This window comes from Clostridium sp. CM042 (assembly GCF_055080995.1).
On sequence record NZ_CM143646.1, the window covers coordinates 1,358,098 to 1,382,022 of the forward strand.

Below are 23,925 nucleotides of genomic sequence, written 5' to 3' on the forward strand. Positions count from 1 at the left end.
CCAATATGGATAGATTAAAATCAACTCGTAATGCAGTATATAATTATCAAAATAACCAATCTACATTCCAATATGGATAGATTAAAATCACCTTTACGATAATCCTCTATATACGCAATAACCTAATCTACATTCCAATATGGATAGATTAAAATCGATAGGGTTGAACTACACCACATCATCAAAGGTAAATCTACATTCCAATATGGATAGATTAAAATTATGTCAGCAAAAGGTGAAAAAATAGTTTTAGGCAGATCTACATTCCAATATGGATAGATTAAAATCTAAAGATATTACTATATCTCTCAACGGCTCTTGTATATCTACATTCCAATATGGATAGATTAAAATGCGTTTGCCCTTTAAGTCCCTATTAGTGGGCGTTTCAACCATAGTTTTTGTCGATGTCTTTTTATTATATATATTATTAAGTTAATAATACCATAAACTTAATATTTTGATACCGTAAAACCTTAACGCACTACGGTTTGTCGTACTCCCGGTGTTTTCACACTATGTCACATCGACAGTTCATTAGTATTAATAAAAGTTAGATAATGCATCATCATTTTTACCCCAAAATTCCTTATCAAGCCATCTTTCGTTTCTACTTTTAAATATTATCACAGAATCTAATTTCTTCCTAATAAATTTATTTAATTCTGCATTTAATTTTGCTCTTTGTCCTTCTGTAATCTCACCTTCAAATACAGAATTTTGGATATGGGTTAAATATTTTTTACATATTTTAAAAACTTTGCCCAATACCTTTTGTCCATTTTCCTCTCCACTTATGTCATATACCAAGACAACATACATTGTATTAAACTCCTCCTACCACCATATTTTGAAACCTTCATACTCTTTTTCATCCATTATATGTTTTATTAATTTATAACACTCAAGTCTTATTAAATGCTGATATGTCACATCTTTTGATAACTCTTTATGATAAATTGTTGTTTTCAACATTTGATCAAACTTCATTGATATTGTTTTAGATGCATCTTTGGTTAAATGAAGGTAATTTAAATCTTTTGTAAAACAGCTTGGCGTTATTTGATTTTTATTTAACAATGAAAAAATTATTCTATCCCCTAAAATTGGTTTAAATACTTCAGCTAAATCTAGGCTTAATGAAAATCGTCTTACTCCTGGTTCATGTAAATAGCTGATGGTAGGGTTAAGCTGTGTTCTATATATTTCTCCTAGCACTCTTGTATACACTAATCCATTAACAAATGAAATCATTGTATTTATCATATTATCTGGAGGATTTTTTACTCTCTTTTCAAAATCTATTTTTTGATCAACAATAGTATTCCATGCTGAATAATATTGTTTTCTAATATTACCTTCCACGCCCATTAATTCATTAATACTCTCTGTTTTTAATATTTTTTTCCTAAGAGAATCAATTTCTATCATTTGTTTTCCTACATCTTTACCTCTACCATTATAGTATCTTAGATTTCTATAGATATTAGCAGCAGCAGCGTCTATAAATTTCCTTGCTATACAAAGTCTTTTTTGATTGTCTTCATAGTGTCTAACTTGTTTTACTAGCAAATTACCTGCAAGTAACGCCTCTTTAGGATAAAAACTCCCTGTATAAAAACTATAATAATTGAAAAAATGTATAGGTATTTGATATTTTGATGCAAAATTTATAAACTTCGTATTAAATTTCATTTCCGACATGATATATATATCTTCAACTTGTTCTATGGGAATATCTCTAGTTTCATTTTCACTATTTGTAAATTGCAGTGTATTGTCTTTTCTATGTATCTCACCATTATTATATATATAAAAGCTTCGTTTCAATACGACTCCTCCCTTTCATTAAATATAACACAATTCAAAATATGCACATTTCTTGCAAATCCTCTTTTTTTCAAGCATTGGTGGCAAATGTGTATTTACAATTTCTTTTATATCTATTAAAACGGATTCTATATATTTTTCATCCTCAGCTGTTAATTCTACATCAATACTTTGCTTTAGAAGAGGGTAGTCAATCTTTCCCTTAATGTCTTTTACCCCTTTTTGTTTTAGATAATACAAATAATATTTAACCTGCATTATTCCAGCTTCTTCTATTTTTTTACTCTTTTTCACTTCATGCAATATACCCTTACTTTTTATATAATCAATACTAATCACATCATCTATATTAATATGTTTTTCTTCTCTTTCGTAAGCATTTTCATCTAAAACCTTTCCTATTTGAACATTCTCATTGTCTGCTTCCATTTGTATCTGATTGTAAAAGTACCATAGTTTTTTCTTACAAACAATGTAATAATAAATCATCATACCAGTAATTGGCTTATCCATAACAATCACTCCCTTTACAAGAAATTATCAAAGCTTTCTTCAAGTCCCTTTACTTCTTTGCCAGTTAATCGTATAAATCCCAATTCGTTATAATTGCAATTTACAACATTTACAAATTCATATCTACTTAGTTGAACCTTCTTAATAAGTACATTTGACCCTTTAAAATATATATCATATATACCAACAGGCACAGTATACTTTTTAATTTCTTCTTTTAACTTTATTTTTTCTAATTTTATTTGATCTATCTCTTTTTTCCCTAATTTTCGATTTACAACCTTTAATAGTTTTCTAGAGTTTTCATCTATTTGATCTTTATGCTCTTCATAGATTTTATTAGGTATTACATCATAAGATGTTATATTTCTTAATTTTGCATCTTCTTTATCTATTTCATAAGGAGGTAAATCTGTTATCCACTTTGTAAATTTATTGTAATTAAATAAATAATCGCTGCCTTTTAAATTTTCTGTTGTTAAATATTGATTTATAATATTTATTTTATTCCTTTCAGTTAATATCCCATTTACATCTTCTAATGCCTCTTTTGATAATTCATATATTTTCTTGTCAATAAAACCTTTAGTTCCTTTAGTTCCATTTGTCAAAAGGTTATTATCTATGTTTAAAAACACAAAGCAATTAGGTTCTTCTATAGATTTCATGCCTTTCCTGTTACACCTACCAAGCCTTTGAAATAATCCACTTATATCCGAAAGTTCTGTAAACAAATAATCAAAATCAATATCTAAACTCGCTTCTACAATTTGTGTAGAAATCCATATGCATGTCCCAATATTTTCAGTTTTTCCAACCTCTAATATTTTTCTTTCTTTTTCGGCTCTTTCACATTTTATAAATTTACTATGTAGTATATTTATATTTGATACTCCTTTTTCTAAAAGCTCATTGTATATTTGCTGTGCTTTTTTAACAGTATTACAAACTACAAGTATTTTATTACTTATACCCTTTTCACTGTTTTCTTCAAATTTATTATATATACTATCAGTATCAATTTGGCTATGATAAACCTTAATATTATGCCTTTTTATATCATTTATAAATGTTTTCTCTTCAAACTCAATCGGATTTTCTCCCTCTTTTAATTTATCTCTTATAAACGGCGCTAATGTTGCCGTTAGAATTGCAATCTTTCCTCCGAATTTATTTACTATTTTGAGTCCATAAATTAAATATGCAAGTAAATCTGCTCCATACATCTGAATTTCATCAATGACTATTTTGGAATAAGATAATGTAGCAAGTTTAAGTTCATACCCTTGATATTTAAAAACAAAATCAAATAATTGATCTAGTGTTGAAATACTAAGAGGTATGGAAAGCTGTTTACTCTGATTATAATAATCCATAATATCCATTTCATCATTTTTATCGTTATTATAATAACTTAACGAATCCGAATGAAGAAGTGCTAATTTAGTTTGAATTTGGTTTTCATCTAGAATTTCTTCTTTAATTCTTTTATATATGGAATTTATAGCTGTCTTTAATGGTAATATGAAAAAACCTTTATTATTGCCAATCCAATGAAGTCCTGCCTCTGTTTTACCCATGCCCGTTTGGGCAACAACCACAATGTTATTATTTGTATTTTCTTTACAAAACTGTTGAAGCTCATTCCAGTTCGCATTACTGTTTTCACTTCTCCATTTTTCTAATAAATTATCAAGACCACCGTTTAGAAAATCATTTTCATATTCAATTGAGATTTCTCCACTTGAACTATAGTCACACTTGTGTAGAAATCCTTTTATAAGAATTGCGTCCTGATTTTCTGTTACTTTGTTTATATTTTTAGTAGTACTTCTTTTAATTACATTAACTTTGAAATCACTTAATAGGTTCTTTATTAATTCTTTGCTTCGCCCATTTTCTATTATTCCAATGTTATCACAGTAGTTATGATGATTTAAAACAGCAAATGCTACTTTATAGTAATCATCTACATTCTCAAATTCATTTTTATCTATAAAATATAGAGATAACACATTGTGTGCTATCTCCGTGTTTTCATTAAACTTAGTATTGTTTTTTATTCTTTTCTGAAATTCTCTATTCGCTTTACCATAATCATGATATTCACAAGCAATTTTTGTAAGTTCATATATATTATGGTCTCTGATATATCTTAAATTTTGCAATACATCAAGATTTCTTAATAAATCATCGGTGTGCTGCCTTATTGTTTTGTCAGGTTTTGCATTGTAATTGGATAAATCCATACTATCACCCCTAATTAAAATTAACTATATATGACTTTTCTTTACTTATATCAAAATAAAGATTATCACTTCCATCTTCTGCTGAATATTCAGAAGTGTAAACAACTTTCTTTTTTTCAAAAATCCGTTTGTTATCCTCTATAATATAATTTTTATTTAGATAATACTTTGTTCCATCCGCTGAGGTTCCTTTTTTTGATCGTAAATTTACATATTCATTTTTTATAAGTTCATAATTTATATATGCAGAATATTCACTAATAACTTCATCTTCGTCTTCAATCCCATCTACAACATCTACAAAACAAGCTTCTTTAACATCTACAAAATCTTCACTTCTACCAATTGATTTTAAATTATATATATTGTCTTTAATTTCATCAAGTGTATTTTTATCACTCTTTATATGAAGTATTAATTCTATATTATTTAAAACCTCATAATATTTTAAAGAAGTTGTAAGGCTTGCAAATCTTGAATATGGTATTTTATATTCTTCGTTCTCATAATCCTTCAATCTCTGCTTAATTGTTTTTTCTAATTCCTTTATCTCTTTTTCTCTTTTAGAAATCAATTTATGTGCTGGTGAATCGGCTTCACACTTTTTCTTTTTATCTACTAATACCTTTTTACGTTTTTTAGTAAGACCTAACACCTTCTCAATTCTATCTTTTTTAAATTCCGCAATTTTTTCTGACAAATCTTTAAGTCCTCTGTACTCTTCTAGCAACTCTTTATTCATAACCTCTATTGTAATCCCTTTTCTAAAATTATTTCCTGTAGATGCTTTAGCTTTGGCTACCTTATCAAATGCTGTTGATAAGAGATTCTGATTTTTCATTTTCACTAAGATTCCTCTATCATTCATAATAGTGTTCAAAAAACAATAATCCGTATAAGGTTCTTTGTGCATAGCTTCATATTTGCCCTGAATACTAATATCCATTGGATGATATTCTTTATACCCACATGCACTGTGCAATGCTCCAATTATTGTTGAAAATGGAGGAAGTGGATAGGTCATTTTATTTAAAACAGTTTCTTCTTTTTTATAATTTGCACTGCTTTGCGTTAGTATAATTCTTAAAACTTCCATGCTTACACCCCATAATGTGTGTTAACTTGATTCCTTAAATCCTCAAAAAATTTAGAAACACTAATCAATGGTAATTCACTTTTAATTCCATATTCATTTTTAAAATTGCCACCTTCAAGCAGTGCCACATTACACCCTTTTTCAATTCTATCTTTTAAATCTTCAGTAATTAATAGTTTGTCCTCTTTCACCTTTACTACATTCTCAAAATAATGAGTTTTTCTATCAGTTAGGCCACCTACAATAAATAGTGGTTCCGCATTATCCAAATTTCCTTTTACCACTAAATTAAGAGTTTCAATTGTATCTAATATAGCAATAACCCTATCTGCCTTTTCCTTAGCATCAGCCTCTGGCGTTTCAAAATTCTCGTCCCTACCTATCATTTCAAGATCAATAGTTATACTATACATTTTCATGGTTTTGTCATACTCATATTGGTATGGCATAAGTCCACATTTTCCCGCATCTGCTTGTAGATTTAAACTATTATTCTTTGCAAAATTTGATGCAAGATAAAGATTATTATGAAATCTTGTTTCATTTACAAAATCATCACAAGCAATTGCATCAGTTAAATAGAAGGAACTCTTTCGAATATATGTATTTCCAGTTGTATTCATATATCCACCCTCTAAGGCTCTGCAATTTGTAGCATTAAGCTCATCAGACACAACTTTTTGATTTACTTTTTTATCTACCACAGTTTGTAGATCCCCATACATGCCACTTTGTACCATTATAGCGTTTTTAAGACTCTCTCTACTCCTTGTTGCATAACTCTTACCATTTTTAAAAACTTTCTGAACACTTGATATATTTCCAAGACCCTCTCCGTAATTAGATGTCATATTTGCCACAACTGTAAGTGTTAATGCTTTTTTATTCATCTTTTTTTCCTCCATTATCTTTATTAGACTCATTATTAAGTGCATTTATAAACGTATAGGCTATATTTTTATTTTCATCAAAGTTCTCAAATAAGTCATATGCAAAGTGAAAAACAACCCCCGAATAGGAAGATAACTGTAATAATATTTCACAAAACCTTTCGTAATCTTTAAATGTTATTGCACTTATTAACTTCTGCTTATAACTATTTACTTTGTTTTCTGGAATTTCTTTCATTACTCTTTTAGCACTTGCATAAGCAGATTTCATTTGCTTATCCATTTTATCCCCTCCATAAATTAGTGTATTAATTTCTATGAGTGTTTTAATATTATATGTGTAACCGGATTTAGATTTTAATAGTATTTCTATTAGAGCATCAATTTTTATATTATTTAATATGTTATCTGTGACTATTTTTTCAAAATTCATATAATAATTATCATTAACTTTATATTTCATCTTAATAGCTTTATAATTTTTTATTTCTGCGAATATTTTGATGGCATCTTTTCTAATATACAACGTTTCAAAATAATCAACATCTCTATTTTTAATAATTACCTCAACATCAAAGTCTATAAAGCCAGAAGAATTTTTCAAATCGCAGAACAATGTACTTCTAGGATTATCACTATTACTAATCAAATTATTTGTATCAAAAAGTTGCTTTATTGAATAGTTGTTATTTATAAAAAACCCTTCATATGACTTTGAAAATGCAAATGGAATAAAATCAAATTCCTTTTCATCCTCCCACTTATATGTTTTGAAATCCCAATTATATGAGATTGATTTGCCCTTTTTAGGTACATCTACGTTATAATTTTGTATTCTACAAATGACACCCGACTCTGCAAATAGACTGTTAGTATTGACAAAATTCGCATACAAACTTTTTCCACTCCTATATGTTTCTTTTATCAATAATAGTCTGTTTTCATTAATCTTTTGTAATATAATTTCTTTGTTTTCGCCTGAAAATTTAATTTCTCCGAAAACCTTTTTCATAATAACATTGGCTTTTAATTTATCATTTACTAATTTTATTTGATCATCAGTAAATTCGTTATTATCTAATATTTGCTCAATTACCCTATGATGCATAGCACTTTCAAAATAATACTCAACAAATAGCAAGTATCTTTCCTCTGTAATTTTTTCGCTATCATATGATATAACATCATCATCAATTTCATATAAGTTAGATTGTACCTCGTATTGCTTAAACACAAGATAATCAAAATATTTTATTATTCCCACTATACTAGCACCGTATCTCCAATCTGAGGCTTCCATTTTAGTGTTGAATTTTTCATTTTCTATTATGCTTTTCATAGTGTCCCCTTCCTCATTATTTCAAACATTCCGAAGCCACTTGATTTGCGACTTCCAATGCCCCCTGTATACAAATAATTGAGCAATGCTATATTACCTTTCAAACTAAACATACCTACCGTAACTTCTACAAATTGTGAATGGTGTCTAACCACAGTTTTTTTACATTGCACCGGCATTATAGAAAAGCCCTCTAAAATAGAAGTGGTTAAAGTACTAGAATTAGATATTTGAAACTCTAACACTTTATTAAATGCTTCATAGAAGCCTACTTTTTCATAAGAATAATATGTATCTTTGTTATTTCCCCTACTATGCTCTCTTACACATAAAGGAGATTTAAACATAATATCAATACTACCTGTTGTAATCGCAATTTCTTTTTCAATTAAAATATCTTTTACAATCATTACATTCTCATTTGCCAAAGGATAGAGTTTGTTTTTCTGCATTGATAAAGCATTGAAAAATACTATACCTGTTCCTATATCACCTGTGCTAAAAGTAATATTAATTTTTCTATTTGGTACTAATATTTTTTCTTTTGTAAATTTACTACTTGGTATACCTACTGCAAATGTAAAAGGCTTGTCCTTACCTATTTCATAATAAGTACTAAAATGTTTACCATTATCATATGCAGTTAAACTATGTTTAAATAAACTAATTACAGATGGTCGGTAATCCAAAGGTAAATATTCATTTTTCAACTCTAATTCTATTTTAAATCTCATCGTTTTCTCCTCCCTAAAGTTTAAGCCTCTATTTATATAATTATCCAGCTTCATACTACCTAATTGATTAGTCTTAACCCCCAAGTTGAATACCACTTTTCGGTATCACCCATACGAATATTGTAAAGCTTTAAATATCTTTTAAAAAAACCCTTTAATATTATAGTATTCATTACATAATATAACCCAATATGAATTTATTGTAAAACAAACAAACTCTAATGTCAATGTTTTATTACATTTTTAGAAATTTATCATAAAGTATTAAATATTATCCATTGTTTATGATTAGTCTTTATCATATAATATTAAATATAAACGTTTTTTTTAATCTATCCACTTTGGAATATAAATTTAATTTTATAATATTCCTATTTTTAATTATTTAATCTATCCATATTGGAAATTAATATATAATTATCAACAACATAAAAATGTTTACAGTATGCTTTACTCTACTTTTCCACTATATTCTTCCATGGTTTCAATTACTATGTTGAACATCTTTCCCAATTATTATTTATTGTTCCACACATTAACACATATACCCTTCTTTTACACCTAAATATCTGATATTTCACAAATATCTTTATAATTTAATTCATGACAATAACATAACTTGCCATGTAACCGCATAGTTCTAATAACAATTATCGTAGGTTAATGCATCTTCTAAGAAGATAATCAGCTTCGCCGAAGATGATTTAACTGTACCTATTGAGTTTTGTTCACTCTTCTTTATTAAATATTATCTTGTATACATTACAAATTACCTTTCTTTCAAATCAAAGTATTGTTATCTAAAATTACAGGCATATGGTCACTTACACCTATCCAATCTTCAAATTCACCTATCTCTAAACCATTAACTTTTTCTTTTTCACAGAAAAAATAATCTATATGATAAGGTTTTTCTTTCTTTCTATACATAAAGAATGTGGGTTTGTTTTCTTTACCTTGAACCTCATTTTCTTTTAAATGATAGCAACTATATAACCCTAGTCCTTCTAATCCATTTACTACTGATGAATGCGTCCTACGCTTATGCTTTTTATCCCAGCAGCTATTACTATTAAAGTCACCACAAATCAACATATTTTTCAACTTTTCATTATGTATTTGAAAATAAACATAGATATCTTCTATATAACTGCCACATCCCCATACTCCTAATAAAGAAAATTTATCATTAACCGTACAAGAAATAAACCATTCTAATCCATATGTTTTCCATTGGTTATCTTTCAACGTTATTGTATCTTTTGCGAAAATACCCAAGCCCTTATTTTTATGGCCTACCCATAAATAATTGCTTGCAAACTTTTTATATCCCTCATCCTCAGTTATTTCAGGATCTTCGCATTCTTGTATCACATAAATATCAGAATTTAATTCTGGAATATATTTATATTTTTTCCTAAATGCTCCATTACAATTCCACGAAACAATTCTCAACTAAATTATCCCCTCTCATCAAAACATTATTTTTCCTTACGTCTATATATTTACCATTGTTTAATGCATACCCACTAAAAGGAACTTTGCCAACATTTCTTTATAAACAACACTTTATCATTTGTTCTGTTGCATTACCCTCATATTCCCACCATATGCTATAATAAACTCATCCAATCACCAAAGGAGGTCCCCCATGAAAACCTACAACAAACTAGTCCGCGACAAAATCCCTGAAATCATTGAATCCGCTGGTAAAAGCTTTGATATTCACTATGCTAAAGAAGAAGAACTACTACCATTACTCGAAACCAAATTAAATGAAGAAGTATCAGAATATCTAGAAGCTAAAAACCTCGAAGAACTTGCTGACATTATGGAAGTTCTATTTGGTCTTGCAAGTACTCTTGGATATTCTGAAAAAGATTTAATTAATAAAAGAAATGCTAAAAAAGAAGAAAGAGGCGGCTTTGAAAAAGGCATAGTCCTTGAAAGTGTTTATGAATAGTCAAAACCATCCATAATTTTTCTCTATGGATGGCTTTGTCATCATATTATTTTTCTAACTTCTCAAGTCTTTCTTTATAAAATCTCCTAGTCCTATAATCAATAATATCTTTAAAATGAGCTATAAATGCAGGATTTTCAATAAATTCACCTAAATCATCCTTTAAGCAAAAATATGACTTATCTCTATAAAAGAAATCTTTTGCAGAATTTAAAAATGCCTTTATTGGATTTTCTGCAATTTTTAGATAATCCTTTTTACTAAAGTTCTTAAATTTTTTACTTGAATCATGTCTCAAAAGATCCACTACATTTGAAGGTTTATCATAAAAATTCCTAAAGCTTTGAAAAATGCTTTCTTCATCTATTTTCAAATTTATGTTACCATTATTATAAAAAGCTAGGAGTAATGGCATTTTATAAGTCTTGGTCATTGGAGTCTTTTCAATATTATTTAAAAATCCATAAGCCACAGTTTTTAAAAATAGTTTCTCTTCATCTGAAATATCATTTATTTTATTTAGAAAGCCTAAATAATCATTAAATATATTTAATTCGCCTCTGGATCTTATTACATTGTAAAGATCATCATCCATGTAAGTATACATTTGAAGTCTACTTGGTCTGATTTTCAAGTCTTCTTTTATTCTATTAAATTCATCCACTATTAGATCAAATATGTTCTTTTGCCGCTGCATCATCTTATTAAATATATCAATTACCTGAAAATCAAAGTCTACTATACAATCCTCAGGATATTCTTCTTCTCTAGGTAATTTACCTTGTTTAGCCTTTTTGGCAATGTCCTTTAAATCCCCACTTAGAAAGAATGGAATCAAGTGAGCCTTTTTATAATTACCTATAAAGTCTAGTATGTTTAAATATTTCTTATCTTTGTACTTTCTTAAACCTCTACCAAGTTGTTGAAGAAAAATAGTTGGAGATTCTGTTGGTCTTAAAAGTAATATCATATCAATTTCAGGAATATCTAAGCCCTCATTAAACATATCCACAGAAAATATAATATTCAATTCTCCTTTTTTCAATTTATCCACTGCTTCGCCTCGTTGAATTGAGAACTCAGATTGCTTGCCACTCATTACAGCACAAGCCTTTATTCCATTTTCATTGAAATATTTACTCATGTAATTTGCATGTCTTCTACTGCTGCAGAATCCTAAAGCTCGTCTACTATTATATTTTTTATAATGTTTTAGAATTAAATCTGCACGTTTATTAATCATCAATGCATTTTCTAGTTCTGTCTCATCGTATTTACCATTTCTAAAAGATATTTTTGTATAATCTATTTCATCAAAAACTCCATAGTATCTAAAGGGAACGAGCCAACCCTTGTCTATTGCTCCTTTTAATCTAACTTCATAAACAATATTGTAATCACAAAGGGCAAATACATCTTTGTTATCCAATCTCTCTGGAGTTGCAGTAAGTCCTAAAAGAAATTTTGGAGTAAAATATTCTAATACATTCGCATAATTACCTGCTGCTGCATGATGAAATTCATCTATTATAATATAATCAAATTCATCCTTTTTAAAATATTCATCACATAGATACTGCTTTTGCCCCAGGGTTTGGACTGTAGAAAATAGCACATCACAATTACTATCTTTATTTTTACCACTAAAGAATCCAGTTTTAATATTAGGCCGAATATTTTTAAAAGATGTTTCTGCTTGATTTAATATTTCTTCTCTATGAGCTACGAATAGAATTTTTTGAAAATCAAGTGAATCAAAAGCTGCTAAATAAGTTTTACCTATGCCCGTTGCAGCCACAACTAATCCTTTATCTAAGCCTTCTTCTCTACATCTTTTCAGCTCATATAAAGCCTCAATCTGCGCACCTCTAGGTTCATACAATTGAATTACTGTACCAAATTCTTCTTTGTTATCCTCAGCTTTTTCTAAATAATTAAAGATTTTAGGTCTTTTCCATACTGATGAATATCTTCTCATCTCTTCATCATCAATAATTATAGAATGATTTAAAAATAAATCTTCAAAAACACTCTTAAAATGTGTAAAATCATCTAAGTTTTTATTCTTATTTAATCTATAATTCCACTCAATGCCACTAGTTAATGCAGAACTCGACATATTAGAAGATCCTATGAAAATATCTCCATCTTCTTCATATTCAAATATGTATGATTTAGGATGAAATGATTTATTAGCAATATTATAAAACCTTAAATCTACTTTATCTCCTAGAGCATCCTTTACTAAATATAATGCTTGAGGCTGAGTGATATTAAGATAGTTTCCTGTTAAGATTCTAATTCTAACGCCTTTACCTGCCATCTGTTTTAAATCATTTATAAGCAATTTCACTCCTGATTCCATTAAAAATCCTACTATAATATCTATGGTCTTTGCCATTTTTAATGAAGCTGTTAATTTAGGTAGTAAATAATCATTACCCCCTGTAGAACAGTTTGAATCACACTCTAGATTCGCCTCTTTAAATGCAATGGAATCACTGGTGATTGTTCCTTTATTAAAAGTATCTATTTCAACCATCATATTCCACCAACTCCCCTTTTACTTTTCTTTTCTAATTAGTGCTTCAACAACCCCATATGTTCTTACTTTAATAATTCTTCATAATTATTTTTTATTATTTTAAATACAATTTCACTAAATCCAGATTCCGACCTTAGTATAGGAAAATCTTCCAATGTATCATTTATAATTCTTTTTATCTCTTCTAAATCAATCTTAGGTAGATCGTAATCATACTCTTCTAATATTGGTTTATAATTATTCCTTGTGAACGCTGTTGAATACCAGGTATTTTCTAAACCTTTATTATTAAGAACTCCTGATAATCCTAAATTATTATCAAAATTTGGTGCAAGGCCTATTAGTTCTCCATCTTTTCTTAATATACCAAAGTTAAATGTATGTCGATCTATGTTGTAACACAACGCATCCATAAATGTAATATTTAAAAAATCTTCTATATAGCCAAGTTCTTTTATAATACTTATAGAATCATCAATTTCCCAATAGTCACGAACAAAGCTGAACATTGGCTCGAAATCCACTTCGCAATTATTAGTAAAGTCTTTACATTTAACTAATGCTCCATCTTCAATCGCTTCATATTTAACAGCATTGAATCCAAGCGTAATAGCAATATTTCCTATTAATACTTCAGCAAAATTTTCCTTCAAAGTACCTTTTTTTATCATGTACCAGTATCCATCGATGAGCTTCCAACACTTCTCAAAACTTCCTATGTTGGTTAATTCAGGACTTATATCTACATCTTTAAAGTTTATTTCTGTAGCATTACCGTATAAAGCAATAGTATTTAGTCCATCAGATAACCTACTTCTCACTTCACTATAAGTTATATCTTCATTGGACCATTTTAACCAATAACTATCTGTAATACTTATAGCTCTAGCTTTAATAACTATTTCCTTAGGCACCTCTGATTTAACACTTAATCTTCGCCTTACTTGTCTTGAATTTGTCCTATGAGTGTCTATTACTCTAGTTTGTAGCCAGGCTTCTAAAGCATCTACATTCTTATTTATCATTATTGCTGGTAATAGGTTATCATCCATAGACTTTACAAACTCTGTATCTTTTATTTCAGCTACTTGTTTGTCCTTATACATCAAATACCCAGTAAAATTATTTTCTACCTTCTTTGAATATTTCTTTGCTATGTCTATAAAATCTATTTTTTTCATATATCCCCTCCACACTTTAATGAATATTCTAATTCTCTTATATTATAACCAAGCCTTGTATTTTAAACAACGACCATCGCTAGCTTAATAATTCTACAATCCTTTAATTTTTTATTTAGAGAAAAAATGTTATAATTATATTTGTAATTATAAAAAAGAATAAATGAAGTGTTCGTTTAGAGCATACCTTTACGTAGGGTTGTTTGTTTTTAAATTAAAATGGAGGTATTACACATGGAAAACAATAAAATAAAAACGAAAGTTTTAAGACCTAAATTTGATAGCGATTTAGATATCATAGAGTTATCTAAGGAAAATATAGTGGATGAAGATATATTTTCTTATGGAACTATTAGTGATTGCTCTTTAGAAAACCATAAAGCAGACATGGTAAATTTTAAACAAGTTATATTTAAAAAAGTTATTTTTAATAAGATAGCTTTTAGACGTATAGAACTTGTGGATGTGAGATTTGAAAATTGTGATTTATCCAATGTAGATTTTAATGAGGCTTCATTACATAGAGTAGAATTTGTGAACTGTAAGATTATTGGTATTAATTTAAATGAAGCCACCCTTAGAAATGTGATTTTTGAAAATTGTAACGGTCAATTTGCTTTTTTTAGTTATTCTAATTGTAAGCAAGTTGCATTCCTTCAATGTCAATTACGCTCTTCCGACTTTCAAAATTCAAAATTTTTAAAAGTTGAATTTCAAGAGTCTAATCTACTCCATGCTCAAATGAATTTTACAAGTCTTAAAGGAATAGATTTTACTAGTTGCGATCTTGAAGGTATAGGAGTAAATATTGCTGATGTTAAGGGTGCAATAGTTAACACTATGCAAGCTGTTTCTCTATCGAGCATACTAGGTCTCATTGTTAAATAATCACCTTTATACCCCTGCCATGAACTAATACATGTAAACTTGCTTATATTTCTTTATAAATAGAATTGATAGTCCTATAGTTATAAACTCCGCAAAAGGTACTATAATCCAAACACCGTTTATACCTAGCATGTTAGGCAAAAACATGAACCCTATAATCACAAAAACAAATGCTCTTGAAAAAGATACTATAGCTGAAATCTTCCCATTTGAATATGCTGTAAAAATTCCTGAAACATAAATATTTGCTCCTACAAATAAAAATGCAACTGAGAAAAGTTGAAGACCATTTAATGCTATATCAAAAACATCACTATCAGGACTTGCAAAAAATCCAACTATAAAAGGTGCAAATGCTAAGCATACTATAAAAATCAAAACTGAAGATATCAAAATAAACTTCTTTGAATGACTATGAATTTCTTTTAACTTATCTTCATTTTTAACACCATAATTAAAACTTACCATTGGCGCTACTCCACACACAAACCCTAAATAAGTAGATGTCATTAAGAAGTGAGCATATAAGACTACAGTAACAGCCGCCACTCCATCTGCCCCTGCAAATTTCATAGCAACAAAGTTAAATAAAATTGTTGTTATAGCCGCAGAAAGCTCTGTAACCATTTCCGATAATCCATTTGTGGCACTTTCTAATATAATCTTAAAATTAAACTTTGGAATTACATATTTTAAAGTAGATTTGCTAGACATAAAATAGAAAAATGCAATTATTAATGTAATAAACGCCCCTAGTATAGTTGCAAGTGCTGCACCTACTATTCCCATATCAAATATAACCATAAACATATAATCAAAAATTATATTAATAATTCCACCTAGTATAGAAATAAACATACTAAAATTAAAGGATCCTTCTGCTCTAAGGAAATATTCAAATAGTATCTTGACTATGAAAATTGGTGCAGTTACCAAAAAAATTATGCCATAACCCTTTACATAAGGCATTAATTCATCTGTAGCACCTAATAATTTAAATATTTCTTCTTGATAGATATATCCAAAGACACTAATAAATACTCCTATAACTAAAGTTACTAATAGCATTAAAGAAAATCTACTATTAGCTTCCTCATACTTATTTTCACCCATAGATATAGATATAAGTGCACTACCACCTGTTGCAAACATGATTCCTATACCACACAAAACACTTATTATTGGAAGCACTATGTTAATGCTTGCCAAAGCATCCGATCCCACAAATTGTGCTACGAAAATACCATCTATAATTGTATATAACGATATAAAAACCATTGAAATTATAGCTGGTGAAACAAATTTAATAAATTCCATAAAACTTAACTTTTTTGAAAACAATTTCTCCATAAATATCCTCCATATTTTAAATTCATACTATTTAACGACAGTTCAGAAGGTAAGTCTCCCACTTCTATAAGTTGGAGTTCTATACTATAACAAAGAGAAAACCTCAGTGGGAGTATAAATCTCATTCTGACGTCGTTAATATTTCAGCTCCTCAGGAGATGATTTAATGACACTTTGTATTCTAAGGTATATAGTTACTATATACGCAATAGCCTTATTAAAATAAAGGAGAACTTTAAAATGAATGATAATAAATACTTTTCAACTGGAGAGTTTGCAAAACTTGCAAATATTTCAAAGCAAACTTTAATTTTTTACGATAAAAAAGGAATCTTTTCTCCTGAATATAAAAATAATAACAACTTTAGATATTACTCTTTAAAGCAATTTGATACTTTAGATTTACTAATTACTCTAAGAGATATCGGTTTATCACTTGAGGATATTAAAAAATATTTAGATACTAGAACCCCACAAAATGCTATCAATATATTAGAAAAAGAAAACAATTCATTAAAAAAACAAATAGAACATTTAAAAAATATTGAAAAAAAGATTGAGAATAAAATAGATATAACAAAGAAAGCTATAGAATCTGAATATATTTCAGAACCATATATCAAAGAATGTGATGAAGAATTTATCATAAAATCAGAACAAGTTGAAAGTAATGACTTTAAGATTATAACAATGGAAATGATAAAATTTATGAATTTTTGTAAAAAAAATCTCTTTTTTAATAATGAAAACCCCATTGGCGCAATTGTTGAAGAAAAAGATATAAAAAGTAATAATTTTACAAACTTGCACAAATTATATATTAAAATTAACTCTAATATACATAATGAGTACTTATATATAAAACCAAAAGGGACTTATGCTTGCATAAATCACAAGGGTAGCTATGAATCATCGAGTACATCTTACTATAAATTATTAAACTTCATAGCACAAAACAACTATGAAATACTTGATGATTCTTATGAGGATTGTTTGCTAGATTCATTTTCTTGTAAGATGAGTAATGACTATTTAACTCAAATCTCTATTCTGGTAAAATTTTATTAATTACTCTTATTTCTAGCTAGACACATAAGCCCATTACTGAATTACTTTTATATTGTCAATAGAAACTTTTTATAAAGAAAAGGATAACGATTTAAACATCTTTATTTACTACGTTAATTTATTGACATTTTTGAACAATGTTATTATAATAAACAGTGTTCACTGGCCAACATATAGGAGGTGCAAATTTGGGGATAACCAAAAGACGCGAAGCAGATAAAAAAGTACTAAAACAAAAAATATTCGATAGCGCAAGTAAACTGATAATAGAGCATGGTTACGAGAAGCTGTCTATTAGAAAACTAGCAAATGAAATTGAATACTCCCCTGCTATGATTTACAACTATTTTAAGAATAAGGATGACATTATAAAAGCGATTGCCCTTGATAACTACGATAGAATATTTAGAGAGCTTTTATGTATTGATTTTGAAAGTATGACACCTAAAACAGCTTTAAAAACAGGCCTTTTAACACTTGCACAGTTAATACTAAATCACAGAGAACAATTTAAGGCTACGCTTTTAAGTGGTGTTAATACTACAGGTGAGATGGCAAGTGATAACGGCGCTATGGATCTGATTATAAACATACTGAATAAAGGGGTTTCATTAGGGAATTTTGTTATAGATAATACCAAGTTTACAGCATTTCTACTAACTACAGGCATCTTTGGTGTGGTGAATATGTTTGTGTTAAATAATATTTATGATGAAAATATGATAAATGCAACAATAAACGCTTATGTAGAAATACTTGTTAAAGGAGTTACTAAATAATGAAAAGAGGTAAAAAAATTATAATTTGGATTTTAGCAGTTATTGCTTTATTTATTCTAGGTATATTAATATGGTTTAAGATTCCTTATTCACCCATAAAATCAAATTTCACAAAATTAACAAATTATCAAATAGCAAATATGAAAACACAAAGTGGGATTTTTACCACAGAGGATATTTCAAAACTACCCTCACCAGTGCAAAAATATTTTAAGTATTGCGGATATATTGGTGCACCCAAAATGTCAAACATGAAAGCCTATTACTACGATGTTGATTTTGTATTATTAGGTAAACCGAAGCTCAAAATTAAATACACCCACTACAATTTTGTAGATAAACCAGAGAGGATTGCATTAGTTGACACAAGCATGTTTGGTATCCCTTTTGAGGGTATTGATAAATACCAAGATGGCATAGGTTCTATGAAAGGCGTTATCGGAAAGGCTATAACTTTATTTAATGAAAAGGGTGAAGGCATGGATAAATCATGCCTTGTTACCTACCTTGCAGAAGGTTTATTAATGCCAAACAGTTTTTTGCAAGACTTTATTAATTGGGAAGAAATTGATGAAAACCACGCAAAGGCTACTATAACCTATTATGGAATATCAGCAAGTGGAATCTTCGCATTTGATGATAATGGTGCAATCACAAGTTTCACTACAGATGATAGATCATATAGCGATGTAAATGGTAACATACAAAAGGTAAAGTGGTCAGCAGTTTGCGAAGAGTATAAAGATATGAACGGAATAAAGCATCCAACAACTCTAAAAGCTATATGGCACTTAGAAACAGGAGACTTTATATACTTTGATAGTAGGAATATAGCAGTAAAATATAACGTTACAAAGTAAATCTAATATTGTTATGACATAACGAATATAACACAACTACAATGAACATAGTCCTATAGTTATAAACTCCGCAAAAACTTTTTATAAAGATAATGATTTAACATCTTTATTAATCTAATGCATGTAAAAGGGATTTCCATATTTAGAAATCCCTTTTGCATAATATTTTTTTCGAAAAATTCTTTTCAACTTCTATAAAATACTAAATACATAGCATTTCTAGCACTCTTATTTTAAACTAAAAGGCATCGTATATTTAACGTTTCCGCTTAACACTGAAGTAATATTTAAATCTTGTCTTACCTCTCCGCAAATGATTACCTTTATATTTTCAGGCTTCCAATCATCTCCCGGAGCGGTGTATATAGCTTTTCTTAACCATGTATTTGTAATAGTATCTGCATTAATAGTTTTAGGTAAAGTCAAATTATAGCTGTCTGTTTGATTTCTTTCAAAATCATTTCCCGGATTGTCCAAGGGCAATTCAAATTTCTGCCCATCCTGTGTTTCAATGCCAAAGTATACATAATCGTTGGTACTTGCATAATCTAAGTCTGCTGTTTTAATAACAACTTGTAATTGATTAAAGTTAAGTGATCCTACTGGCACAGTATTCGATGCTTCATTTATAAACCTATATAGGAACATTGCTATACTTTTTTGAGAATTTGGTAATGCTTCTCCTAGCGAATAATCCCAATCTGCATATGAGTTAGACATTGTTGATTTGGAAAAATATAATGATTTTGAAAGCTTTCCCCAGTAAGTATTGTTTTTTGTAATCCAATTTGAAAAATCAGCTGTTGTAATAACATTTGCATATACTGGCTCCTTAGTCGTTCCATTCATTGTATTAAGAAGGTATTTTCCTATGTTATTATCGGCATATGTCTCATATTTGACATGTCCTACGCTATCTACCGCTGTAATATTCGCAGCATGATAAGGGCAGTTGATATCTCCTAAGTAGTGAATAGCTTGTCCAAGTAGTTTTGAAGCATCTTGGTAATTCCCCTTTTTCCATTCATTTAAAGCCAATGCTGAAAATTTTCTACTTTGACTGTCTGCTGTTTCTGTAACAGTATAACTAGTATACCATGGCGCCGTATGAGTGAAATTATATCCTGTATCTGGATCCCAGAAGTGGTCTTGATACAAATCATATCCATTTGGATCAAAATCTGGGAAAGTAGACCCAATTTTCAAATCATTAATATATTGATTTAAAAGTTCTACATTGTCTTTTACTTTCTGTGGTTCACCTGGATCTAAGTCGTTATTTAACATTTCCACTGCTTGATCCGCAATCACTGCATGAGTTCCTGTTCCATCCTTATTACCATTCCAACCGTAAGCTGTACCGGTCGTAAAAAATGTTGCAACTGTAAAGATTAATATAATCAAAGGTTTTGTCTTCTTCATAATTACATTTCCCCCTTTTTTACTTTCAAAATTTTTCTTCTTTTATTATAATTATACATATTTATGTAAAGGTTTAAATATCATTTGCATGATTGGTTGTTGAAATGTCATAATCGAATATTTTTTGTAAATTTGCGGGTAATTTTTCTATCATTTTATTAAAAGAGCAATGTTCAGTATAAATAAATTTTCTTTTTCTTCTATTTGAATTAAACCATCATATTTGTTTACTATGTAATTTATATTTTCAAGTCCGAACCCATGGTTTTCCTTATCGGGATGTGTTGTTTTATGTTCCTCTGTACCTTCCTGTTTTGCTCTGTTTGTGCTATTGATAATTTTAATGATTAGATGTGCTTTTTCTATATACATTTTGATTCGAATGAACTTATTTCCATCTGCTATATTTTCACAGGCTTCTATGGCATTATCTAGTGCATTTCCTAAAAGTACAGAGAGATTCACAGAATCTATTTTAATATCTTTAGGTAGTTTTATATCTATATATAGTTCAATTTTTCTTTCTTTTACGATAGATAACTTGAAATTTAACAGTGCTGCAATAATAGGAATATCTATATTTAGAATAGTATTAATTTCCGCCGTTTGATTTGCTAGTTTTTCAGAATATTCTTTTGCGACATTTATTTCTCCGGTCTTTAAGAGCCCGTAGATACAATTGATATGATTGTTAAAGTCATGCCTCTGTGCTCTTAATGTATGAATTAACTCTTGTATATTGTTCATATAAAAGATCTGCTTTTTATATTCTATTTCTTGTAGAGACCATTCTACTTCTTTTTTTGAATAGAGTAAAATTTGCTGGATGATTTTCATGATAACAAAACTGAAAAGTATTATACAAAGGGTAATGAATCCTATAAAAAAATTGGTTTTAAAAAAAGATTTTCCCTCATATATATTAAAAAAAATAAAATTAAAAAATATATTTATCATTAAAACAATAGTAATTTGGTAAATAAGAATTTTTTTTATATAAGAAGTGCTTACTTTAAATTGTATAAAGAATTTCATAAAAAATAACAGGACTATTCGGGTGGTCACTGCATTGATTACTCTATAAATATTTTTTTGCGCAAGAAGACCTGGAGAAACGTGAAATACCATACTTTTAATAATAACACCGAGAAAATCAAAGGTTGCCAGACATCCCATAAACAGAATCATTACAAAGAGTAGATTTCTTAAGTTGCAATTAAGGGTTATAAAATAAATTACAATAGTACCACATAAAATGAGGATAAACCCTAAAAAGTTTGCATTCCCTAACCCTTTATTTATAAGTTGAAGAAGGATGCTTTGAAATAGAATAATGAAAACAACTGTATAATTATTTTTAATTTTTTTTTGAAGAACTAGAGTAAGGATAAAGTACAACATGTAACATTCTAGTAAATTAATTGAGAATTCAAAAGCTTCCCATAAAAAGTACATGTATCCAACCTCCTAACGGAATAAATTATGACATGAAATTCTCCTAACTTCATTCACACATGCTCTGCTTACAGGAATATATAGATTTATTTTTTCCATATAAATTTGTTGATTTTTGTAAAAGGAGATTTTCTTATTATTTACAATAAATCCTTGATGGCATTGGGTAAAATAGGTCATATCTAAATAATATTTTAAGTTTTTAAAGCTATCATTAAATTCTAAATTCTTTCCCTTGCACACAGCAATGATTTTTCTCAAATGTTTTTCAAAATAGTAGATGGAATCGTATTTAATGTTGTAGATACCTTCCTTAGTTTGAATGGTTAGCTCTTTTTCCTCTTCTACATTGCCATAGGTAAGTTTCAGCTTTTCGGATATTTCTTGAAATAAATTTCCAAATCTCTCTTCCGTGATCGGTTTGATGATGTAGTCAAAGGCCCTTATGCTAAAAGCATGCAATGCATAATCTTTAAAGCCTGTAATAAATATAATGATTGCATTTTTATAAAGTTCCCTAATTTTTTTTCCTGTTTCCAGTCCATTCATTCCTTTCATTTGGATATCTAAAAAGCAAATGTGTACAGGTTTGTATTGTATTTGGGTAAGTAATTGTTCACCACTGTTAGAAATAATGATATGAAAATTTTGTTCTTTGTTTAATGATTCCATATATTTTTCAATAACTCTTACTTGAACAGGTTCATCATCACAGATTGCAATTGTATATTTCATAAAAATCACACCTGCCTTTAATTTTTTTGAATACTTTGAATTTCCAATTCTATACATTATATAATCTAAATCTATTTACCCCTAAAATATTCTATTTAGCATAATTCAACAAGCATTCGCAATTATCCTGCGAATATTTCATATTCTTTTATATGTCTATATAATGTGGGAGTAGCAACTGGATATTATTTTCATATATAAATTTAAATATAGAAATGGTAATGAGTTTGTCATTATGTTAGACTTAATGACAAACTCATTACCATGGTCACCTAATTTTCAGTACTACTAGCTGAAGCACGTAAAATCTTGTTGAACTTCTCAAATCTAGTGCTTAAAATACATAAATATATTTCAATCTCCTTGAATATAGGAGCTAAATTATCCATCATACTCAACCAAAGCCTTTTTTAAATTTCTTACTCCACCCCTTGGATCATCTACATCCCCTATATATCTAGGAATCAAATGCACATGTAAATGGTTTATGGTTTGCCCAGCATAAGTTCCTACATTAATACCTATATTGTATCCCGCTGGTTCGTATTGAATATCAAACATTTCTTTTACCTCATGCAGTAAGCCATATATTGCTTTAATCTCTTCCTCCGTTGCCTCAAAAAAATTTTCAAAATGCCTCTTAGGTATAATTAAACAATGACCGTTATTTACCGGGAAATGATCTAGTATAGCAAAAGCCAGTTTATTTTCTACTATAATTTCTGATTCATTGGTATTACAAAATATACATTCTGACATTTTATTTCCTCCTTTTATTTATCTTATTTCCAATTCTATACATTATGTAATCTAAATCTATTAACACCTCTAAAATATTCTATTTAGCATAATTCAACATACATTCGCAATTATCCTGTGAAATTCGTATAAAAAATAAATTTTATATGATTGAGGACAAAAAAAACAATGGTAGGCATTAAATGCCTACCATCATACTCAACCATTGCTTCTTTTATTCTTTGCACTATAATATATCTTTTAAATTAGCTGAATGCTTAAAATACTGT

The 23,925-nt window shown here is 28.6% G+C and carries 21 protein-coding genes and 1 CRISPR repeat array (1 of these 22 only partly in view); of the genes, 5 read left to right on the forward strand and 16 right to left on the reverse strand.

From position 1 onward, the window contains the following. Positions 1–354: direct repeats of the CRISPR family, unit length 30 nt; unit sequence ATCTACATTCCAATATGGATAGATTAAAAT (it extends 2,136 nt beyond the left edge of the window). Between the two features lie 189 nt (positions 355–543). The 9 genes from cas2 to ACWJJ7_RS06520 form a co-directional block, all read right to left on the reverse strand. Further along, entirely contained in the window at positions 544–822 is a 279-nt protein-coding gene (gene cas2 / locus ACWJJ7_RS06480) for a CRISPR-associated endonuclease Cas2 (protein ID WP_462960673.1), read from the reverse strand. 15 nt (positions 823–837) lie between these two features. Next, positions 838–1,830, reverse strand: coding sequence for a type I-B CRISPR-associated endonuclease Cas1b (gene cas1b / locus ACWJJ7_RS06485; protein WP_462960672.1), 993 nt, complete (start codon positions 1,828–1,830; stop codon positions 838–840). 18 nt (positions 1,831–1,848) lie between these two features. Continuing rightward, complete coding sequence (gene cas4 / locus ACWJJ7_RS06490) at positions 1,849–2,343, reverse strand: CRISPR-associated protein Cas4 (RefSeq protein WP_462960671.1); 495 nt, start codon at positions 2,341–2,343, stop codon at positions 1,849–1,851. 14 nt (positions 2,344–2,357) lie between these two features. Then, positions 2,358–4,592, reverse strand: coding sequence for a CRISPR-associated helicase Cas3' (gene cas3 / locus ACWJJ7_RS06495; RefSeq protein ID WP_462964440.1), 2,235 nt, complete (start codon positions 4,590–4,592; stop codon positions 2,358–2,360). Between the two features lie 10 nt (positions 4,593–4,602). After that, complete coding sequence (gene cas5 / locus ACWJJ7_RS06500) at positions 4,603–5,688, reverse strand: CRISPR-associated protein Cas5 (protein WP_462964441.1); 1,086 nt, start codon at positions 5,686–5,688, stop codon at positions 4,603–4,605. Positions 5,689–5,690: 2 nt separating this feature from the next. Continuing rightward, the gene (gene cas7i, locus ACWJJ7_RS06505; RefSeq protein ID WP_462964442.1) at positions 5,691–6,578 is read right to left on the reverse strand and encodes a type I-B CRISPR-associated protein Cas7/Cst2/DevR; all 888 of its coding nucleotides are present in this window, start codon (positions 6,576–6,578) and stop codon (positions 5,691–5,693) included. Beyond that, the gene (gene cas8a1 / locus ACWJJ7_RS06510; RefSeq protein ID WP_462964443.1) at positions 6,571–7,917 is read right to left on the reverse strand and encodes a type I CRISPR-associated protein Cas8a1/Csx8; all 1,347 of its coding nucleotides are present in this window, start codon (positions 7,915–7,917) and stop codon (positions 6,571–6,573) included. Before cas8a1 ends, cas7i begins: the two co-directional genes overlap by 8 nt. After that, positions 7,914–8,651 carry a CRISPR-associated endoribonuclease Cas6 gene (cas6, locus tag ACWJJ7_RS06515; RefSeq protein ID WP_462964444.1) on the reverse strand — a complete coding sequence of 246 codons (738 nt, stop codon included), beginning with the start codon at positions 8,649–8,651 and terminating at the stop codon, positions 7,914–7,916. Before cas6 ends, cas8a1 begins: the two co-directional genes overlap by 4 nt. A 780-nt stretch (positions 8,652–9,431) precedes the next feature. Then, on the reverse strand, positions 9,432–10,106 hold the full coding sequence (locus ACWJJ7_RS06520; RefSeq protein WP_462964445.1) for an endonuclease/exonuclease/phosphatase family protein: 675 nt from the start codon (positions 10,104–10,106) through the stop codon (positions 9,432–9,434). 196 nt (positions 10,107–10,302) lie between these two features. Here ACWJJ7_RS06520 and ACWJJ7_RS06525 point away from each other — a divergent pair, with 196 nt between their 5' ends. Continuing rightward, on the forward strand, positions 10,303–10,614 hold the full coding sequence (locus ACWJJ7_RS06525; RefSeq protein ID WP_462960664.1) for a phosphoribosyl-ATP pyrophosphohydrolase: 312 nt from the start codon (positions 10,303–10,305) through the stop codon (positions 10,612–10,614). A gap of 46 nt (positions 10,615–10,660) precedes the next feature. Here ACWJJ7_RS06525 and ACWJJ7_RS06530 read toward each other — a convergent pair whose 3' ends face one another. Both ACWJJ7_RS06530 and ACWJJ7_RS06535 read right to left on the reverse strand, forming a co-directional pair. Beyond that, on the reverse strand, positions 10,661–13,156 hold the full coding sequence (locus ACWJJ7_RS06530; RefSeq protein WP_462964951.1) for a DEAD/DEAH box helicase family protein: 2,496 nt from the start codon (positions 13,154–13,156) through the stop codon (positions 10,661–10,663). A gap of 65 nt (positions 13,157–13,221) precedes the next feature. After that, positions 13,222–14,340: a HipA domain-containing protein gene (locus ACWJJ7_RS06535; RefSeq protein WP_462964446.1), complete on the reverse strand. Its 1,119-nt coding sequence runs from the start codon at positions 14,338–14,340 to the stop codon at positions 13,222–13,224. A 234-nt stretch (positions 14,341–14,574) separates the two neighbouring features. Between ACWJJ7_RS06535 and ACWJJ7_RS06540 the strand changes: the two genes are divergently transcribed. Further along, complete coding sequence (locus tag ACWJJ7_RS06540; RefSeq protein WP_462961289.1) at positions 14,575–15,228, forward strand: pentapeptide repeat-containing protein; 654 nt, start codon at positions 14,575–14,577, stop codon at positions 15,226–15,228. A 24-nt stretch (positions 15,229–15,252) separates the two neighbouring features. Here ACWJJ7_RS06540 and ACWJJ7_RS06545 read toward each other — a convergent pair whose 3' ends face one another. After that, positions 15,253–16,578, reverse strand: a complete 1,326-nt coding sequence (locus tag ACWJJ7_RS06545; protein WP_462964447.1) for an MATE family efflux transporter — start codon at positions 16,576–16,578, stop codon at positions 15,253–15,255. 240 nt (positions 16,579–16,818) lie between these two features. Between ACWJJ7_RS06545 and ACWJJ7_RS06550 the strand changes: the two genes are divergently transcribed. The 3 genes from ACWJJ7_RS06550 to ACWJJ7_RS06560 all read left to right on the forward strand — a co-directional run bounded on the left by ACWJJ7_RS06550 (position 16,819) and on the right by ACWJJ7_RS06560 (position 19,285). Continuing rightward, a complete protein-coding gene (locus ACWJJ7_RS06550; protein WP_462964448.1) occupies positions 16,819–17,646 on the forward strand; it encodes a MerR family transcriptional regulator in 828 nt (275 codons plus the stop codon). A gap of 188 nt (positions 17,647–17,834) precedes the next feature. Beyond that, positions 17,835–18,425 (forward strand): TetR/AcrR family transcriptional regulator, encoded by a 591-nt coding sequence (locus ACWJJ7_RS06555; protein WP_462964449.1) that lies wholly within the window; start codon positions 17,835–17,837, stop codon positions 18,423–18,425. Further along, entirely contained in the window at positions 18,425–19,285 is an 861-nt protein-coding gene (locus ACWJJ7_RS06560) for a DUF6544 family protein (protein WP_462964450.1), read from the forward strand. Before ACWJJ7_RS06555 ends, ACWJJ7_RS06560 begins: the two co-directional genes overlap by 1 nt. A gap of 228 nt (positions 19,286–19,513) precedes the next feature. Here ACWJJ7_RS06560 and ACWJJ7_RS06565 read toward each other — a convergent pair whose 3' ends face one another. The 4 genes from ACWJJ7_RS06565 to ACWJJ7_RS06580 form a co-directional block, all read right to left on the reverse strand. Beyond that, positions 19,514–20,707, reverse strand: a complete 1,194-nt coding sequence (locus tag ACWJJ7_RS06565) for a phospholipase C (protein ID WP_462964451.1) — start codon at positions 20,705–20,707, stop codon at positions 19,514–19,516. Positions 20,708–20,857: 150 nt separating this feature from the next. Next, positions 20,858–21,454, reverse strand: coding sequence for a sensor histidine kinase (locus ACWJJ7_RS06570; protein ID WP_462964452.1), 597 nt, complete (start codon positions 21,452–21,454; stop codon positions 20,858–20,860). A gap of 720 nt (positions 21,455–22,174) precedes the next feature. After that, positions 22,175–22,897 carry a LytR/AlgR family response regulator transcription factor gene (locus ACWJJ7_RS06575; protein ID WP_462964453.1) on the reverse strand — a complete coding sequence of 241 codons (723 nt, stop codon included), beginning with the start codon at positions 22,895–22,897 and terminating at the stop codon, positions 22,175–22,177. Positions 22,898–23,278: 381 nt separating this feature from the next. Continuing rightward, the gene (locus ACWJJ7_RS06580; RefSeq protein WP_462964454.1) at positions 23,279–23,656 is read right to left on the reverse strand and encodes an HIT family protein; all 378 of its coding nucleotides are present in this window, start codon (positions 23,654–23,656) and stop codon (positions 23,279–23,281) included. Between the last annotated feature and the right edge of the window lie 269 nt (positions 23,657–23,925).

Bases quoted from the DNA above. Each gene is read 5' to 3' on its own strand.
- cas4 (WP_462960671.1), bottom strand. From the start codon at position 2,343: ATGGATAAGCCAATTACTGGTATGATGATTTATTATTACATTGTTTGT.
- ACWJJ7_RS06570 (WP_462964452.1), bottom strand. From the start codon at position 21,454: ATGAACAATATACAAGAGTTAATTCATACATTAAGAGCACAGAGGCAT.
- cas2 (WP_462960673.1), bottom strand. From the start codon at position 822: ATGTATGTTGTCTTGGTATATGACATAAGTGGAGAGGAAAATGGACAA.
- cas5 (WP_462964441.1), bottom strand. From the start codon at position 5,688: ATGGAAGTTTTAAGAATTATACTAACGCAAAGCAGTGCAAATTATAAA.
- cas7i (WP_462964442.1), bottom strand. From the start codon at position 6,578: ATGAATAAAAAAGCATTAACACTTACAGTTGTGGCAAATATGACATCT.
- ACWJJ7_RS06550 (WP_462964448.1), top strand. From the start codon at position 16,819: ATGAATGATAATAAATACTTTTCAACTGGAGAGTTTGCAAAACTTGCA.
- cas8a1 (WP_462964443.1), bottom strand. From the start codon at position 7,917: ATGAAAAGCATAATAGAAAATGAAAAATTCAACACTAAAATGGAAGCC.
- ACWJJ7_RS06545 (WP_462964447.1), bottom strand. From the start codon at position 16,578: ATGGAGAAATTGTTTTCAAAAAAGTTAAGTTTTATGGAATTTATTAAA.
- ACWJJ7_RS06540 (WP_462961289.1), top strand. From the start codon at position 14,575: ATGGAAAACAATAAAATAAAAACGAAAGTTTTAAGACCTAAATTTGAT.
- cas6 (WP_462964444.1), bottom strand. From the start codon at position 8,651: ATGAGATTTAAAATAGAATTAGAGTTGAAAAATGAATATTTACCTTTG.
- ACWJJ7_RS06535 (WP_462964446.1), bottom strand. From the start codon at position 14,340: ATGAAAAAAATAGATTTTATAGACATAGCAAAGAAATATTCAAAGAAG.
- ACWJJ7_RS06560 (WP_462964450.1), top strand. From the start codon at position 18,425: ATGAAAAGAGGTAAAAAAATTATAATTTGGATTTTAGCAGTTATTGCT.
- ACWJJ7_RS06525 (WP_462960664.1), top strand. From the start codon at position 10,303: ATGAAAACCTACAACAAACTAGTCCGCGACAAAATCCCTGAAATCATT.
- cas3 (WP_462964440.1), bottom strand. From the start codon at position 4,592: ATGGATTTATCCAATTACAATGCAAAACCTGACAAAACAATAAGGCAG.
- ACWJJ7_RS06580 (WP_462964454.1), bottom strand. From the start codon at position 23,656: ATGTCAGAATGTATATTTTGTAATACCAATGAATCAGAAATTATAGTA.
- ACWJJ7_RS06565 (WP_462964451.1), bottom strand. From the start codon at position 20,707: ATGAAGAAGACAAAACCTTTGATTATATTAATCTTTACAGTTGCAACA.
- ACWJJ7_RS06575 (WP_462964453.1), bottom strand. From the start codon at position 22,897: ATGAAATATACAATTGCAATCTGTGATGATGAACCTGTTCAAGTAAGA.
- ACWJJ7_RS06530 (WP_462964951.1), bottom strand. From the start codon at position 13,156: ATGGTTGAAATAGATACTTTTAATAAAGGAACAATCACCAGTGATTCC.